16 protein-coding genes are annotated in these 16316 nt (G+C 40.3%); 5 read left to right on the forward strand and 11 right to left on the reverse strand.

Annotated elements, in window-relative coordinates:
• The first annotated feature begins 14 nt into the window (after positions 1 to 14).
• Positions 15 to 608: a Myb-like DNA-binding domain-containing protein gene (locus tag CEF20_RS13045; protein ID WP_100332356.1), complete on the forward strand. Its 594-nt coding sequence runs from the start codon at positions 15 to 17 to the stop codon at positions 606 to 608.
• A gap of 218 nt (positions 609 to 826) precedes the next feature.
• Here the strand turns inward: CEF20_RS13045 and CEF20_RS13050 are convergent, their stop codons facing one another.
• From CEF20_RS13050 to CEF20_RS17535, 3 genes are all read right to left on the reverse strand, one after another.
• Positions 827 to 2452, reverse strand: coding sequence for a flagellinolysin (locus tag CEF20_RS13050; protein WP_157796281.1), 1626 nt, complete (start codon positions 2450 to 2452; stop codon positions 827 to 829).
• A 269-nt stretch (positions 2453 to 2721) separates the two neighbouring features.
• Positions 2722 to 3816 (reverse strand): DUF2920 family protein, encoded by a 1095-nt coding sequence (locus CEF20_RS13055; RefSeq protein ID WP_100332357.1) that lies wholly within the window; start codon positions 3814 to 3816, stop codon positions 2722 to 2724.
• Between the two features lie 390 nt (positions 3817 to 4206).
• A complete protein-coding gene (locus CEF20_RS17535) occupies positions 4207 to 4368 on the reverse strand; it encodes a transposase (protein WP_408607817.1) in 162 nt (53 codons plus the stop codon).
• Positions 4369 to 4728: 360 nt separating this feature from the next.
• Between CEF20_RS17535 and neuB the strand changes: the two genes are divergently transcribed.
• The 3 genes from neuB to CEF20_RS13070 are packed head-to-tail and all read left to right on the forward strand — an operon-like array spanning position 4729 to position 7634.
• The gene (neuB, locus tag CEF20_RS13060) at positions 4729 to 5778 is read left to right on the forward strand and encodes an N-acetylneuraminate synthase (protein WP_100332358.1); all 1050 of its coding nucleotides are present in this window, start codon (positions 4729 to 4731) and stop codon (positions 5776 to 5778) included.
• A gap of 12 nt (positions 5779 to 5790) precedes the next feature.
• Positions 5791 to 6918 (forward strand): UDP-N-acetylglucosamine 2-epimerase, encoded by a 1128-nt coding sequence (neuC, locus tag CEF20_RS13065; protein WP_100332359.1) that lies wholly within the window; start codon positions 5791 to 5793, stop codon positions 6916 to 6918.
• Between the two features lie 14 nt (positions 6919 to 6932).
• Complete coding sequence (locus tag CEF20_RS13070; RefSeq protein WP_100332360.1) at positions 6933 to 7634, forward strand: acylneuraminate cytidylyltransferase family protein; 702 nt, start codon at positions 6933 to 6935, stop codon at positions 7632 to 7634.
• Positions 7635 to 7725: 91 nt separating this feature from the next.
• Here the strand turns inward: CEF20_RS13070 and CEF20_RS13075 are convergent, their stop codons facing one another.
• From CEF20_RS13075 to CEF20_RS13085, 3 genes are all read right to left on the reverse strand, one after another.
• On the reverse strand, positions 7726 to 8706 hold the full coding sequence (locus CEF20_RS13075; protein ID WP_100332361.1) for a class I SAM-dependent methyltransferase: 981 nt from the start codon (positions 8704 to 8706) through the stop codon (positions 7726 to 7728).
• Positions 8707 to 8782: 76 nt separating this feature from the next.
• A complete protein-coding gene (locus CEF20_RS13080) occupies positions 8783 to 10648 on the reverse strand; it encodes a motility associated factor glycosyltransferase family protein (protein ID WP_100332362.1) in 1866 nt (621 codons plus the stop codon).
• On the reverse strand, positions 10635 to 11237 hold the full coding sequence (locus CEF20_RS13085) for a hypothetical protein (protein WP_100332363.1): 603 nt from the start codon (positions 11235 to 11237) through the stop codon (positions 10635 to 10637). The genes CEF20_RS13080 and CEF20_RS13085 overlap by 14 nt, the downstream gene beginning before the upstream one ends.
• Before the next feature lie 146 nt (positions 11238 to 11383).
• Here CEF20_RS13085 and CEF20_RS13090 point away from each other — a divergent pair, with 146 nt between their 5' ends.
• Positions 11384 to 12649 carry a motility associated factor glycosyltransferase family protein gene (locus CEF20_RS13090; RefSeq protein WP_100332364.1) on the forward strand — a complete coding sequence of 422 codons (1266 nt, stop codon included), beginning with the start codon at positions 11384 to 11386 and terminating at the stop codon, positions 12647 to 12649.
• A gap of 436 nt (positions 12650 to 13085) precedes the next feature.
• On the opposite strand, the gene hag is transcribed toward CEF20_RS13090, so the two are convergent.
• The 5 genes from hag to flgL all read right to left on the reverse strand — a co-directional run bounded on the left by hag (position 13086) and on the right by flgL (position 16309).
• Positions 13086 to 13913: a flagellin Hag gene (gene hag / locus CEF20_RS13095; RefSeq protein WP_100332365.1), complete on the reverse strand. Its 828-nt coding sequence runs from the start codon at positions 13911 to 13913 to the stop codon at positions 13086 to 13088.
• A 191-nt stretch (positions 13914 to 14104) separates the two neighbouring features.
• Positions 14105 to 14323, reverse strand: a complete 219-nt coding sequence (gene csrA / locus CEF20_RS13100; RefSeq protein ID WP_100332366.1) for a carbon storage regulator CsrA — start codon at positions 14321 to 14323, stop codon at positions 14105 to 14107.
• Positions 14324 to 14329: 6 nt separating this feature from the next.
• Positions 14330 to 14770, reverse strand: coding sequence for a flagellar assembly protein FliW (gene fliW / locus CEF20_RS13105; protein ID WP_100332367.1), 441 nt, complete (start codon positions 14768 to 14770; stop codon positions 14330 to 14332).
• Positions 14771 to 14788: 18 nt separating this feature from the next.
• Complete coding sequence (locus tag CEF20_RS13110; RefSeq protein ID WP_100332368.1) at positions 14789 to 15379, reverse strand: DUF6470 family protein; 591 nt, start codon at positions 15377 to 15379, stop codon at positions 14789 to 14791.
• Between the two features lie 48 nt (positions 15380 to 15427).
• A complete protein-coding gene (gene flgL, locus CEF20_RS13115) occupies positions 15428 to 16309 on the reverse strand; it encodes a flagellar hook-associated protein FlgL (RefSeq protein WP_100332369.1) in 882 nt (293 codons plus the stop codon).
• Positions 16310 to 16316 lie beyond the last annotated feature (7 nt).

The raw sequence follows: 16316 nt of genomic DNA on the forward strand, positions 1-16316 counted from the left end.
TACATGAGGTGATTTTGGAATTGCGAAAAGAGTGGAACACAGAAGAAGTAGAATATTTAAAGGAAAATGTCGGCTTTCATAACCTTGCCAAAATGGCTGACAAGCTCGGGCGGTCCTTTGAATCTGTCCGCATTAAAATGCACCGCATCGGGCTTTCTAATACGAAGTCACAGACAGGCTTGATTACAGCTGGTGAACTGGCAAAAATCCTGCAGGTGGACCGCAACACGGTTAAATGGTGGATGAAGAAATACGGGCTGCCGTGCAAAAAGAAAGTTACGCGAAAATCAAAACAATTTTATTTCATCGATCCGCGTACATTTTGGGAATGGGCGTCGGGTCATAAAGAAAAGGTGGTCTTCTCCCGAATTCCCCCGCACGCCCTGCCCCCTGAGCCTGATTGGGTCACACAAGAAAGGCGAAAAGAAACCTTTCACCAGCTGTGTAAGCAAAGGCCTTATAAGCCTTGGACGACGAAAGAAGATCAGAAACTGATCGAGCTTCGGCAGAAAGGACTGACTTACGCGGAAATTGGCGAACAAATGAACCGAACCGCGAACAGCGTCATCAGAAGATATAGCCGCTTAAAGAAAGAGGTCAGACAATAATCAATGAGCTCTTCGGCCTTCCCTGCAAGCAGAGGGGCTGCCGCAATCATGACGACAGCCCCATCCGAAGACATGTACTCTCTTAATTCCAGCCATTCCCCAATTTCTGCCCATATGCCTTGAAGTGTACAGCTGATTCCCTCCCATCCTTACATGGAAAAAGGGCTTCATTCCCGTGTAGGGAAGCGCCCTATTTTAGAGTGTGATCTTTTGATCTTTTAGGCCAACAGCCGAAGCACATTTTGCGGGTGATTGTTCGCTTGAGCAAGCAACGCCTGCGCCGCTTGCGCCAAAACGGACTTCTTGAATTGCTCCATCATCTCTTTCGCCATATCCGCCTCGCGGATGCGCGATTCAGCTGCTGTTATATTTTCTTCTGTGATCGCCGATACAGCGATCGCCCTTTCAAGCCGGTTTTGATAAGCCCCCAGCCTTGAACGCTGCGCGGAAGCAGCCGCAATGGCCCCATCCAAAATGGAAAGATTATCGGTTGATTTGTTTAACAAATCAACCGCCGTAATGCCTAAAGAGGAACTGGTCGCATTCGCCAGCTCAATCTCTATAGACGGACCGATGCGCATCTTATTCATCTGGTTATCAGATGAATTTTGCCATTTTTCTGAAAATGATTCCAATGGATTGGATAAGTTTGCGTTTTCTATATCTGGAATTACAGAATAATCATCTCCTCCTCCGATTGCACCAGTATCCGCATCCCCCAGAACAATGCCTGAATTAGCCAGTGTGGCGTTAGCTTTAAAATCAGCGATAAAACCGGCTGTATCCATACCAATTAAGTCGTTCAGCGCCTCGTCCAATGTTTTTTCCTTCCCGCCAAGGCTGCTTAATTTCATTTCGTTGAAAAGAGCTCTCATCTCGCCTGCGATTTCCGCGTTTAAGTATTTGACAGCAGCATAACCAGCAGAATAATCAGCGCTTGTGCTGTTCCAGGCGTCAATATTCTTCTTCAAGGCATTAAAGTCATTTCCCGCTGCCGCTAAATCGTTAGCCAAGCGTTCATCCGCCCCCGCAATAAATTCCGCAGCTCCTTCTTTAAACCAAGTAGGCAAGTCGCGAAAATTCATCGTTCTTCCCATTACCGCATGCACCATTTCATGAGCAATAATCCGGTCATTCGAGATCCATGAGCCTCCGCCATTGGGCATTTCCACAGGGGAAAAGTCGCTCATATCCAGCACCAGCTTTTGATTAAAATAACGGCCATCGCTGCCGCTCGGATAATAGGAGCCTTGCACCCAAGCGACACGGCCGTCCCCCGAGTTTTGAACAAACTGAATGTCAAGCGGGGCATCATCCGCTGCAGCCTGCAGCCCATATTGGCCGGAAATCAACTTCTCACTGTTGGTTAGCCAATACTTTTGAAGCGCCTCTGCTGCCGCTTTTTGTTGATCACTGGCCGCTTCTGATGTCACATTTAACAGCTTAATCGTATTAAATTCAGTGGTGTTCGCAATCCGGTTCACTTCCTCAACGATCTCGTCCCATTCCATTTTAATCGCTTTCCGGTCACTCTCAGCCAGGGTATCATTTTCAGCCTGTACCGCTAGCTCCCGCCCGCGCTGAAGCAGTGCATGAATTTCATTTAATCCGCCCTCAGCCGTTTGCAGCAAGGAAATGCCATCTTGCATATTCCGCTGTTCTTGAGACAGCTCGCGGATCTGTCCGCGCATTTTTTCAGAAATCGCCAGCCCTGCGGCATCATCCCCCGCACGATTTATGCGCAGCCCGGACGATAGCCTCTCCAGCGTTTTGTGTTGCAGTTTTTTTGCTTGATTGAGCTGAAGGTATGACTGTAACGCCATCCTATTGTGCCGAACGATCATCTATTTCCTCCCTTCTATTTTTTTATAGTCATTTAGATCCTTTGACCAATGACTATACACGCATGATTATACCTCATTTATTCGAGTGAATTCGACATTTTTTTCAGAATGCTAATTAAATCCAATAAATTAACCGAATTGTCCGTTAATTTATTTTGGAACACTGAGAAGCTTGGGACTAACCATTGAAGGCAAACAATAAAAACCAAATTCAAGGAAACCTTGATTTGTTTTTTGAGTTACTGCCTATTCAAATAGCATTCTTACCATTAAGATTCCACTTTAACAACTGGCAGCCCCTCCGAATAATCTACATTGTATACACGTTTAGATGTTTGAATTCGCACAGGCCGTTCGCTTCTCTCAACTCCGCTAGAAAATGTATGATTAGTGATGACAGCGTCAAACAATTTTAAGAAATCAGCATCTAATCCATGATTCGTTGACTTAAATACCTCGCCATCTACATCCCGATCCGATATTTCATGATACCAACAATGATGGATACTTTCACAAAATTTTCGTTTCCTCACATGAGAAATCAAATGGTCGGTTGTACCATGAAAACATTCAATATGGCAGCGGTTATGAAAAGTTTGATAAAGAAAAGATAAATCTAAAAATTCCTCATCATAATCCAATCTACTAGCTAAATAATCAAATTCTATCTGTAAAGTCATTTTTCCGATCCTTGTAAGTAAATAGCGAGGAGACTTTAAATAATTTGGAAATAACCAAGACGAATTATCAATCAGCAAAGAAAATAAATCAGGAGCTAATGCATTGCATAAATAGCTTAAATAGGCACCATGGGATTGCCCGAATAGTATAATCCTCTTCGTATTAAAGAGCAATCCATTATCCTCTAGAATCTTCATCACATAATGAATGGCTGTGATGTGATCTATCGCCTGCATAATCCCCATATCATTGAAGTTGTCTAATGTCTCTTTCAAGTTTTCTTTTACTCTTATAGAAAGATCATAGTTTCTTCCAATCGTAATGAATTGGCTAGCATCAAAGCCGCCAGCATAGATTCTTTCGATTTCACTTGCTGTAAAGATCCCTCGCAGTTCCTTTTCAGAAATCTGGATATTCACTGATTCGCTGCCTTGCATAAATTGCTGGCCAAAGTAATCACATTGAATAGTGATTAAATTATATTGATCCGCAAATAGTGAACGCATTTTCTTGTACACATTTGAATGGGCGCTCCCTCCAAAGCCCGGAATTAATAAGAGCATGCCCGTTTCTTTATTTACCCCTTGATCTGGCTCAGAAAAATATATCGTTAGCTCCCTTGCATTTTCATTTTGATATAAATTGGGATGTGCAGGCCAACTAAGTTGATAATCCTTGGACATTTTTGAACCCCTTTCACTAATCCATTGTTTTCGCTGTTTTTAAAGACTGTTTATACTTTTGTATAAATAAGTTACCAACTTCTTTATCTCGTCTAATGGTTCACATAGCTCTTCTCATACTGTTCGTTCCTGATTCAATCCAATCGAATTCGAGTGCTTTTTGCTCGTCTACTAAACTCGCTATCTAGCGGACTTTCTTGAACTTCTCACAAATTGTCGCTCTATCTTTTACACGCACTGTATATATCATATTTGCTAGCCCCACGGGCTAAACAGACCCGATATTCCCCTTTGGAAACGCAGTAAAAGCTTGCGTTAGCCGTGCCTTTTAAAGCGCTTAAAAAACAGAAGGACCTCTTCCACGACACACCTGTTCAATTCTACCAATAACTATTTCCAGTAATTATCTGATTCTATTGTCTTCACCATGTAGGCAAACACTTCTTTGCAGCCATCTTCACAAATCCCAACAACGATATATATAGCTGCTTTAGACACCCTATCACAGTGCACCGCTATGCATGTCGCATCTAAAATAATGCACTCAGACATAGCGCAAGTGTAGCGAGCGGTGATTTAATGCTTTACCACTTTTGAAACCGCATTCATTATATTTGAATTCGTTTATGAGGTATCATGATACCCGTACATTTTTTCGACTAGACTAGCGTTTACGTCGTCTTGATACCTTTTTGAAACAAATGCGTTCTTGTTGTTTGACTAGTTCGATGGCAATTCCTGTTGTAAACTGATTCATGGGGACAGACCTCTTTTCTTTAAAAGAGTTGTGCTAACTTTATTCTATCAAGAAAAAGTCTTCCTTTTTAGCGTTTTATTCATTTTCACCAAATATTATACACTTTCTGCCGATAATAATATTAAGAGTTACGCATAAAAGGTTGGAGGAATAACATGAAAAATCCATTTATCCAAATAAAGAATAGAAAAATTGGTCTAGATTATGAACCTATTGTTATTGCTGAAATTGGCATAAATCACGAAGGAAGTTTATTAGTCGCAAAAGAGATGGTGGATGCTGCTTATGAAGCTGGTGCTGAAATAATCAAGCATCAAACACACGTAGTAGAAGATGAAATGAGTAAACATGCCAAAAAGGTAATACCAGGAAATACAGATGTCTCTATTTATGAAGTGATGGAAAGATGCGCATTAAATGAAGAAGATGAACAAGCACTTAAAACTTATGTTGAATCAAAAGGGATGATTTTTTTAAGCACTCCCTTTTCAAGAGCTGCTGCTGATCGATTAGAAAGAATGGGCGTCTCAGCCTATAAAATCGGATCTGGCGAATGTAATAACTACCCATTGATTGAACATATCGCTTCATTCGGTAAGCCAATGATTGTATCCACTGGTATGAATGATATAAAAAGTATAAAAAAAACGGTTCAAATATTAGAACAATACCAAGTTCAATACGCTTTATTACATTGTACAAACATCTACCCTACTCCTCCGGAACTAGTAAGACTAGGAGGAATGCAGGAATTACAAAAAGAATTCCCCAACGCTGTAGTTGGCTTATCGGATCATACGTTAAATAATAATGCTTGTTTGGCCGCTGCGGCTATAGGAGCATCCGTTTTAGAAAGACATTTCACCGACAGCAAAACAAGAAAAGGGCCCGACATTATTTGTTCGATGGATCCATATGAGTTGAAGCAACTTATCAACGGAAGCAAAGAGATTTATAAAATGCGTGGTGGCAAAAAAGAAGCCACACAGGAAGAGCAAGTAACCATCGATTTTGCATTTGCTACCGTTGTCACAACCGCTGATTTGAAAGCAGGGGATACGCTAACCAAAGAGAATATTTGGGTTAAGCGCCCTGGTATTGGTGAAATAAAGGCTGAACATTATGAAAAATTAATAGGAAAACGTATAAAAAAAGATATCTTAGCAGATGAACATTTATCTTGGAATGATATTGAAGACGTTTAAGGGGTACATGATATGAAAAAGGTATTATTTCTTACTGGTACGAGAGCGGATTATGGTAAAATTAAATCTCTGATGAAAGAAGTAGAAAAGCATAATGAGTTTGAATTACATATTTTTGTCACAGGCATGCATATGCTGTCAAAATACGGTTCAACTTGGAAAGAAATAAAAAAAGATGGTTTCAACAATATCTATCAATTTATTAACCAAAAAAGCCAAGCACATATGGATATTACATTAAGTAATACGATCTTAGGCTTAAGTAATTATGTTCATGAACTAAAACCTGACTTAATTGTTGTTCATGGTGATCGCCTTGAAGCGTTAGCTGGTGCAATTGTCGGCGGATTTAACAACATTCGAGTGGCTCATATTGAAGGAGGAGAAGTCTCTGGAACTATTGATGAATCCATCAGACATGCAATCACAAAGTTTTCTCATATCCACCTTGTCAGTAATGAAGAAGCAAAGAAAAGAGTCATTCAGCTTGGTGAAAGAGAAGAAGCCATTCATGTAATCGGTTCCCCAGATATTGATATTATGTTATCAAATGACCTTCCAACTATTGAAGAGGTAAAAAAGAGATATGAAATACCATTCGATGAGTACGCTATTTTTATGTATCATCCAGTCACAACGGAATCAAAAGAAGTATCAGAGAAAATTAAAATTATAATTAATTCATTAATTGACTCCAACAAAAATTATATTATTATATTTCCGAATAATGATGAAGGCAGTGCTGCGATACTCAAAGAATATGAGAATATTTCCAATCATCCTAATTTCAAAATTTTCCCATCAATGAGGTTTGAATATTTTTTAACTCTATTGAAAAATTGTCAATTTATGATTGGAAATTCAAGTGCAGGAATCCGAGAAACGGGTATATATGGCATCCCTTCTATCAACATCGGCAATAGACAGCAGGGAAGATTTGACATGCATAAAAATCATCATATTATAAATATAAGGGAAGATCAAAAAGAAATATTAGCAGCTATTCAATCTATAAACAATCACAAACAAAAGAACTTTACCTATGGGGACGGAACAAGCAACTTAAAGTTCATTAATCTGCTAAAAAAAGATGTTTTTTGGAGAATACCTATACAAAAAAAATTTATCGATACATATTAAGTAGGTGCAGCAAAATGTATAAAGAAAAGACATTTTTAGCCGTCATTCCAGCAAGAGGCGGCAGTAAAGGCATACCCAGAAAGAATATCTTTACCGTTAATAATAAACCATTAATTCAATATACAATAGATGAAGCCTTATCATCTAGATATTTGGATGAAGTAATTGTATCGACAGATGATTTAGAAATAGCAAAAATATCTAGAGATTTAGGAGCAGGGGTACCCTATCTTCGCCCTGCTGAACTTGCCAACGATCAATCGAAAACGATTGATGCTATTATTCACATTATTGAAGAGCAAAAAAAAAGAGGCAAAGTATATGACTACGTCGTTGTACTTCAACCAACACAGCCTTTACGTAAATTCTGGCACATTGATGAAGCTATACAAAAAATAATAAACTCTCATCAATCCAGCTTAGTGAGTATTTCACTTGTGAAAGAGCATCCCATTTTGTTTAGAACTCTAAATGAAGATGGCTTAGTAAATAACCTCCTTAATGTTAACAGCACGGTTCGCCGGCAAGAATTTAATGCTTATTATAAAGTTAATGGAGCGATATACATAAACAAAATCGATGCAAACTTCAATCATCATACTAGCCTTAACGACAACAAACTAGGATACATTATGGATACTAAGTTTGACTTAGATATTGATACCTATTCGGATTTGGAAAGGTTTAAACTGATCCAAAAAGGAATAATAAACTAATTATACCTATGCTTAAAAAGCCTTAATCACTTCATTATGATTAAGGCTTTTTAATGCGACATTCACATTCCTAATAAAAGATAACTTTTTATTATACTCTCAAGATTGCTCTCAAATGATTTCCTGATTTAGATTGATCTATAATAGGCTGCAAGACATCATAGAGCGCTTCGCATGTCTCAGATAAATTCAATTGCTGGTTGTACTCGTAATAACTTTTTAAATCCCCCAAATCGATTCCTTTTGTTGCAAAGTAGCTTACTTCCATACCAGTTAATTCTGCTAAGCGATAAATGGATTGCTCTGTGAAATAAGATAGATGTTCTGCCGGCATAATTAAATTGGATTCACTTTTCATAACTTGAATGGCAACAGAATCATAATGAGGAGTAAAAATAACAAGAATACCGTCCTTGTTTAGCAAACTTTTTGCTGCATTCACTAAATTCAAAGGATCTTCTACATGTTCTATTAAATCAAACATAGTAATAACGTCAAATTTCTCATCCGTATGTAAATCGCTTAATTGTTGATTCCAGATAGGAATATTTAACCTTTCCGAAGTGAAACTTGCTAAATCCTCACCTAATTCCAATCCGTGGCATTTTACTCCCTTTTCCTTTGCAATTTCTAAAAACCACCCTGTACCGCAACCAACATCTAACAAACGAATGTCTTCTATTTTTTTATTCACATTCTTTTCTATTAACGAAATTCTTTCCTCAGCAAATCTTATTTGTCTATAATTTTTATTTGATAAATATCCCTTTCTAGCATCATTTAATGCATGCGGAGCTGAATAAATATCATTGGTATGGATAGGAACCCGATCAAAAAAAGCTGTCCCGCAAAGTAAACATTGATATAAGTTAAAATTGAATTTTTTAAATTCAAATTTTTTTTCTAAAGAACTGCATACAGGACATTTAGTTCTTTCCTTCCAACCATGTTTGTTATCAATAGTTCTAACATTATTTTTCTGCCTATCTAAAATAGTGCTTAAAAAACCTTTGGGTCTCATCTCAGTTAAATCTATTGTTTGAAAACTTTCTAAAGAATCCTTATATCCCATGAACGGTCCATTCCTTTTTTAAGTATTATGGTCTTATAGAACACAAATATTTTATCCGAATTCATTAAGAGAACAATCATTGATTTCCTTTAAAATGATTCTCAAGTTCTTCCCTTAGTTCTGTAAAGTAATCTTTGACAAACACAAAGTGAGCTTGTATATCTTTCAAAAATCTACTGAATAATTTAATGACCAAGTTTCCTTTTCTAATTGCATTCTTTTCGTAACGAAGTAATTGGCTCTCCTCAGAAAGCTGTTCATTTTGGACTTGCATCATCGGCTCGATAAATGCCTGATAGTATGGATTAGCCTTCAATTTCGCAAACTCTTTATCAAATTTTGCAAATTCATATTCTAATCTGTTAGCTTGATGCTGTACAACCATTGATTCTATTTTTTTTAATTCTTGAGTGGTGCTCCCAATCAACTGCTGACATTTTTCATAATTTAAATTCATTTTTCGCAGTTTCTTTTTTATGTAATCTTTATTATATTGATTATTTACTGAATGCCAATTATTTGATACTATCCCTTTCTCAGTAAGATGATTCTCCATCACTTGTGCTAACGAAAGAAAGCTTGTTCCCGCAATATGCGCTCCACCCTTTGTCGTATTTATCACTTCTATTTCAGGTGATTGACTAATATACCATTCCAACTGTTTGCGCATTCGGTTAAATCCATCATTGGTCTGAACATCATTGCCATACACATCTTTTACACATATGCTTTTTTCTTTTTCTTCTTGTGTTAATTCATTAGCTATATGTTCATACTGAATCCCATCTGAATAACGGCGGTTGTTTTGATACGCTAAATTTTGTCCAGCTAAGATAATTGAACGGCATCCCAGCAACTTTAACAGTTGGAATGTCACGACTGCTATAGAAGGCGCGTCAAGGACAATATCAATATTTTGAGAAATATCCAGTAAGTGAGGTGCCACTGTATCTTGACTTGTAATCATATGCAGCATTGGTCCTGGATATTTTTCTAATGTTTCAAATCCTACAGAACTACCAAATACTAAAGGAATTTGGTTAATATTGTCTGCTTTTAACCTTTGAAATGCGATCTGATTGGCTTCTTTCGGATCATACGTACAGGCCGCATCCGGATAAATCCCATGCTCTATGAGCGCATTGATTGCTGAACCAACGGAAAAAATATACGCTAACCCATTTTCTTTAATATGCTTCAGGTTTTCAAACTCCTCAGACAATGACGGACCAGCCGCAACAATAATCGCCGGTTTGCCTTCAAACGCACTCTTATCTACATCATGCAAAATGTTTGGCGTTTGTAATACTTTAGGAAAGTTTTTAATGGAGTTGATCGTCCAGCGTTTTTGAAAAGACAGTCCGACCGCTAAGTTGCTCCTCTTATCTTTGAGCAGCTCCTTCAATGTTTTCATCACAGCTGTATATTCTTTGGCATAGAGCTTTTCATATACTGGAAGAGTGTAGATATATATATCCTTGCCTGCCCATTGATAAAGCTTTCGCATGACTGACTGAATGTCTTCTTCTTTACTGGATGTAAAAATCTTTTGTAATCGATGAACGGATAGCTCTTGTAAGCTTTGATGCGATAAAAACTGGTTCAGCACTTCCAAGTTCGGCTCGTAAATCGAATATTTCATATCCGGGTATTGTTTCAGCAAAGCTTTAATATGGTAGCCCAATCCTGCTCCAAAAAACAGCACGTGTCGGACATTTTCGGGTATATCTCTTTGCTGCTGCAGCCGCTCGCTTTCCTTTTCAGGATCATATTTACTGTGAATGTATTGTGTATAGCCACCGACCGTTAATTTTAACGTCGGCAAGCCTTTTTTCGAAGGCTCGACTGAGACGTTCTCCGTCTTTTCATCATGCTTGGATAAAGCTTGCAGCAAGGAACGGTCCTGCAGCCGCAAATAATTCCGATTATCAATTAAGATCATGGCGCATTCCTTCTCTATCAATCATCATTTTCACTTCTTTAGCCATCGTCTCAAATACCGGCTCAATTTCATATTGCAGCATATCCGCAATAAGAACAGTATCGATATTTTCTAATGCTTCTTCCAGATTGCCTAACTCTCCTTTTAGATCCGATAAGGAGGCCAGCACCTTCTCCCAATTTGCTGGCCGGACCACAGATTGATCTATCGTTTCTGCCGATAGCAGCAGCCACTGAATTCCTTCAAATAACTGATTTAACTCTTGCCAACAAGAAGGATCCGGATGATTGTAAAATCGGTCCGCTAATGCGGCAATATGCGGCAAAGCACGCGCTGTATATTCTTCTGCGGACAGCAGCAAGTCATTGATAAATTCTTTGGCTGGCACCGCCATCACTTCAATCGTTTCAATGTGAGGCAAACGGTTGGACAAAACCACCTCGGGACTTTCCAATATCTTCTCATGATTGACCACCAGATGATCAAAATAATATTGATCACCTAATAAATCATTAATCTTCTCTATTATCTCCTCGACAGAAGTGTCGTTATCAAACTCAATCACTTGTTCTTGAAAATGGAGTTTCATAGGTGTTCCCCCCATACATTAGTTCTGTATCATCACTTTCTTCTCCTAATATCGACATAAATCAGCTTTTTTAAATAGCCTAATGTCCTAATCTTATTTATTCCCTAAGGCTTTTATATTACAATAGTGGCAAAGGAGACTTAGCTATGCAGATCAAGACAATAGAAACGAGAACTGTTCCGACGGTCCAGCTGGAATACCTCGGAAAAACACTGACTTTTCACAGCAAATACAATCCCTTGCATGAAGCGGAAGTTTGGTGCAAAAATGCAGTAGAACGCATAAAGAAAAATCAGCAGGTCCTTGTCATTGGACTAGGTGCCGGCTACCATATTCAATTGCTTGCCAAGCTGTTGCCTGAGCAGTCTATTACTGTCATTGAATTTAATGAGCCGTTTTTCAACTGGTTTACCCGCAGCTCTTTTTATCCGATGATTGCCGACGTGGAAAACGTTTCGGTAAAGTCCTTCAGCCAACTGTTACCGGATGAAAGAAAAGCCATCTTCTCATCGGTCAGCTCCACTAATCTATTGATCCATAAAAATGGGATAGACATCATTCCAACTGAGTTTCAAAATATAAAAGCTTTGCTGGATGACATCAAGCTACAAAATGGTTCGATCAACAATCAGCTGGAAAATATGCAATCAAACTTTAACAGAAATGTAGAATTGAACGATCAAGGGATTCGAGAACTGGTGAATAGATACAAAGGAAGACCGATGATTTTAGTATCAGCGGGGCCTTCGCTTGATAAGCAGCTGCCTTTATTAAAAAAGATTCGAGATGAAAACACTTTTATTATTGGAGCGGTGGGAACAGCTGTGAAACCATTGATTCAACATGATATTGTACCCGACTTTTTTGTCATTATTGATCCGAATAAAGGCACTTATAAACAGCTCACGGATGTTTGTTTGCCGGAAACGACGCTCTTTTATTTATGCACCGCCTATCACGATACCGTAATGCTTCATAAAGGACCTAGGCGCATTCTTTGGCAAGAAGGGTTTGCAGAAGCGGAGAAAATGGCGGGCATTAGAAAGGACCCTACCATCCAAACAGGCGGATCTGTAGCAACCGCTTTGCTCGATTTGATGGTTTTACTCGGCGGAGAACGCATTGCGTTAATCGGGCAAGATTTAGCGTTTACAGATGGCAAAAGCCACGCAAACAGAACGCATGCTCAAAAAGAAATGAAACAATTAAAACCGTCCCAAAAAGTGTTAAGCTATGATCAAACTGGCGAAGTATATACAGCGAAAAATTTAAACATCTACCGTAAATGGTTTGAAACGTTTGCTAGAGAGCACCCTCATTTGCATCTTTATAATTGTACTGAGGGAGGAGCCTATATCCACAATTGGGAACATATTCGCTTGCAAGACTATTATGTAAAATATAAACCATAAAGAGATATTTCTATCAGCGGGGCTCTTCATTCCCCGCTATTTGTTCGTTGACGAACCAACCTTGCTCCTTACATGCGGAATAAACAGCCACATTCCCCATAAGTCATTTGGCTGACGGACGATTTCTTTGCTAAAGAAAAAGTAAAAAGACTCAGCCTGCTTCAAGCAAAATTTTATCATGGCTTTACATCAGGTCAGCTGAATCATTTCTTTTTCTCTAACTAGGCCCCTTCATAACTTTATGACGCTTGATCCAGCCAACTTGGCATCTGTATGTGACGCCAGTCAAGCTCATCATATCGTATCACTCCAAGATGAACGACCGTCTGCTTGCCACAGCACACCGAATAATCACAGCCTCCATCCTTTTTCAATCTTTATACTGAAATAAAAAAATCCGGTTTTCCAAAAATGGAAAACCGGATTTTGAAAATTATTAACGAAGAAGTTGGAGAACTCCTTGTGGTTGCTGATTAGCTTGAGCTAGCATTGCTTGAGATGCTTGCGCTAAGATCGAATTCTTCGTTTGGTTCATCATTTCTTTCGCCATGTCAACGTCACGGATACGAGATTCCGCAGCTGTTAGGTTTTCAGAAGATGTTCCTAAGTTGTTGATAGTGTGCTCTAAACGGTTTTGGTTCGCACCAAGCTTCGCACGCTCAGCAGACACTTTATCAATTGCATCTTGAATTGTAGTAATCGCTTTATCGGCACCAGATTGAGTTTTGATGTCCACACCGCTAACGGCTAAACCGCTAGCACCTGCGCCCATATTAGCAATTGTTAATTCCATGTTTTGTCCTTCATTCGCGCCAATATGGAATTTAACAGCGCCTGAACCATCAAGAGTTCCGTCTAATAATTTCTTAGTGTTGAACTCTGTATTGCCAGCAATACGGTCAATTTCTGAAATTAACTCGCTAACTTCTTTTTGAAGCTCGTCACGGTCAGTAGATGTATTTGTATCATTGGCAGATTGGACTGCTAGTTCACGCATACGCTGAAGAATAGAGTGTGTTTCGTTCAATGCGCCCTCAGCTGTTTGGATTAAAGAAATACCGTCTTGCGCGTTTTTAGCAGCCATATCTAAGCCGCGGATTTGTCCGCGCATTTTTTCAGAGATCGCTAGACCTGCAGCGTCATCTCCTGCACGGTTAATGCGAAGACCTGAAGATAATTTTTCCATTGATTTAGATTGCATGCCATTGGCACTGTTTAGCTGGCGGTATGTGTTAAGCGCCGCGATATTATGGTTGATTCTCATAATATGATTTCCTCCTTGAGTGAATCGTTCACGTCCTTGTGAACGCTGATTTTTTTAGGGGGAGTTCAAGTCGGCCGCCCTGAGCTCCCCGCTACATGTTTATTATCGGACGGGGCAGGGAATGTTTAATAGTTTTGAAGAAATATTTTTATCTTTTTTGCTGAAAAAAAGAGCTTCGCGGAGAAAGCTCTTTATTTTTCGCCTATGAAATGGGAAAGATTCTGTACGGCGGCGGAAGCGGCTTGGTTTTCTTGCTGGATGGCTACGTAAACTTCTTTGCGGTGAATGTCAATATGCTTGGGCGCGTTGATGCCGACCTTGATTTGGTCGCCGCTTGTGCCGATGATGGTGATTTCAATATCGTCGCCGATTTGGATCGATTCTCCCTGTTTTCTGGATAGCACTAGCATGATGGCTCACTCCTTTGCGGCGCCGGCTGGGAAAAGAGGGTGGCGCGTTTGATAGCGGCGGTCATTTAAGATGACTTGCTTCGCCTGATTGCTGGCGGTGTTGACAATCACCGGCGCCTGCAGATTGGCGGTCGTTTGCTCGAACGGATCATGAACAGTAAGTATTGTGTATACGGCGGCTTGTTCGGCTTTTTCTAATTGCAAAGCGGCAACGGCGCTATCCTCTAATTGAATATCGTAATCCGGAAAAAAGGAAAAAGGATTGGCCACGATAAATCCGAGCGAAGGCGTATTCGTTGATTGCAGAACGAAAAACACGCCGTTGTCCGGAAAAGCCAGCAGGGTGAATTGCTTCTCGCCGGCAAAACCGGGAAGGCCTTGGCGGAATGTCCAAATGTCCTTCTGGCTGATGTTGATTTGTCCGTGGTATTTTGTATCAATGATCATCGTTTCACGTTCCTTTGATTAAATTTCCTGCTCGTAATGAATGCCTTTATATTTTAAATTTACAAAGTCAATGTCGACAGATGGATATTGCTTCATGGATACATGCACTTTCCCGGGCTGATAGTCATGAATCGGTTTATTCGCTCTCGTATTGTTGATGATGCCGCGGGTTTGCACATCGATGTTCACGCTGGCCGGCTGGTAGTGGATCTTCACGCTGCCGGCCGATGGAATAAAACCGATGTTGAATTCCAAGGGCGGACCTTCACTGTTTCTTCTCGCTTGCTCCGGTATCGGATTGCCGCCGTTTTCAATTCTCATCAGCTCATCGCCATCAGCGGAAACGCGCGCCAGCCCCTCGATCCAATCCTGGTAGCCGCGCTGGGCAAATTCTTCGATGCGTTTTCTGACGCTTTTCAAGTCCATGTCTTCCCGCGCTTTCGTCTGATCAATCGTTAACTTCGACGGCGTCGTTTCAATCGACAGCTCAGCCGGCGGCTGCTGCAAATCGAGCTCGGCTGGCGGCTGCTGAAGCGACTGCACCGGCTTTTCAATATCCAGGGCGATTTGCGCCCGCTGCGATGTCATGCGGATTTGAGCCAATTCCATACGTAGTCACCTCATTTTAAAGAAAAGCTATCCCCAAGACGGAATAGCTTATCGTAAAAAGTCCATCAGCGTAGGCTGAATGATGCGCGCGCCGACACCTAGAGAGGCGCGGTGAATGCTTTCCTGCGTTTTCAATTGGGTAATCGCCTTCTCAATGTCGATATCTTCATTTTCCGACATGATGCGCTTGGCGATGACCTCCTGCTGATTGATCCGGTCTTCCATCAGCTCAATGCGATTGAGACGGGCGCCCATGCTTGCGCGTTCATAGGTCATGGCATCGATATGGTTATCTAATTCCGTTAGAAAGCCATTCAGCTCCTTGCCTGTTGCCCCGCTATCTAATTTCGTGATCAGATCATTCACATCTGTAAATAAGTCTTGGCTAAAAGTCTTTTGTGGATTGGCATTCACTGGAATTTCTACACCTTTTGCCAGCTCAATCAACACTGGCTGACTGTTTTGAGAAACGGTCGGCGGATTTTTCTTGATGTCCACAGGGGGCGACATCGTATCCGTTCCGTTAAATAGGTATTTATCCCCAAATTTTGTATTGGCGATTTGCGCCAAATGCTCCTTCAATTGCTTAACCTCTTCACTGATTCCCTGCCGCTGTGTTTCTTCATAGGTGTCGTTGCTCGCTTGCACGGTCAATTCTCGAATACGGTGCAAAGCCTGTGTCGCTTTGTCCAGTGCGGAATCCGTATTTTCCACCCAGTTATACGCTTCTCCGAAATTGCGCTGATATTGCTCGACTTCCAGAACCGCGGTGCGGTAGCTCATGCCTTTCATGGCTACAACGGGATCATCTGACGGCCTTGTGATCTTCTTTTGCGTATTGATTTGCTCTTCCAGCTTTCCCAGTCTTTCATAACTATTAGAGAGACGAGAAAGCATGTTATTGGATAACATCGATTGTGTCACGCGCACAATCCTT

The sequence above is a fragment of the Bacillus xiapuensis genome (genome assembly GCF_002797355.1).
Lineage (GTDB): Bacteria > Bacillota > Bacilli > Bacillales > Domibacillaceae > Bacillus_CE > Bacillus_CE xiapuensis.

Bases quoted from the DNA above. Each gene is read 5' to 3' on its own strand.
- neuB (WP_100332358.1), top strand. From the start codon at position 4,729: ATGAAAAATCCATTTATCCAAATAAAGAATAGAAAAATTGGTCTAGAT.
- CEF20_RS13090 (WP_100332364.1), top strand. From the start codon at position 11,384: ATGCAGATCAAGACAATAGAAACGAGAACTGTTCCGACGGTCCAGCTG.
- CEF20_RS13110 (WP_100332368.1), bottom strand. From the start codon at position 15,379: ATGGAATTGGCTCAAATCCGCATGACATCGCAGCGGGCGCAAATCGCC.
- csrA (WP_100332366.1), bottom strand. From the start codon at position 14,323: ATGCTAGTGCTATCCAGAAAACAGGGAGAATCGATCCAAATCGGCGAC.
- CEF20_RS13080 (WP_100332362.1), bottom strand. From the start codon at position 10,648: ATGATCTTAATTGATAATCGGAATTATTTGCGGCTGCAGGACCGTTCC.
- CEF20_RS13070 (WP_100332360.1), top strand. From the start codon at position 6,933: ATGTATAAAGAAAAGACATTTTTAGCCGTCATTCCAGCAAGAGGCGGC.
- hag (WP_100332365.1), bottom strand. From the start codon at position 13,913: ATGAGAATCAACCATAATATCGCGGCGCTTAACACATACCGCCAGCTA.
- CEF20_RS13050 (WP_157796281.1), bottom strand. From the start codon at position 2,452: ATGATCGTTCGGCACAATAGGATGGCGTTACAGTCATACCTTCAGCTC.
- neuC (WP_100332359.1), top strand. From the start codon at position 5,791: ATGAAAAAGGTATTATTTCTTACTGGTACGAGAGCGGATTATGGTAAA.
- CEF20_RS13075 (WP_100332361.1), bottom strand. From the start codon at position 8,706: ATGGGATATAAGGATTCTTTAGAAAGTTTTCAAACAATAGATTTAACT.
- CEF20_RS13085 (WP_100332363.1), bottom strand. From the start codon at position 11,237: ATGAAACTCCATTTTCAAGAACAAGTGATTGAGTTTGATAACGACACT.
- fliW (WP_100332367.1), bottom strand. From the start codon at position 14,770: ATGATCATTGATACAAAATACCACGGACAAATCAACATCAGCCAGAAG.
- CEF20_RS17535 (WP_408607817.1), bottom strand. From the start codon at position 4,368: ATGTCTGAGTGCATTATTTTAGATGCGACATGCATAGCGGTGCACTGT.
- CEF20_RS13055 (WP_100332357.1), bottom strand. From the start codon at position 3,816: ATGTCCAAGGATTATCAACTTAGTTGGCCTGCACATCCCAATTTATAT.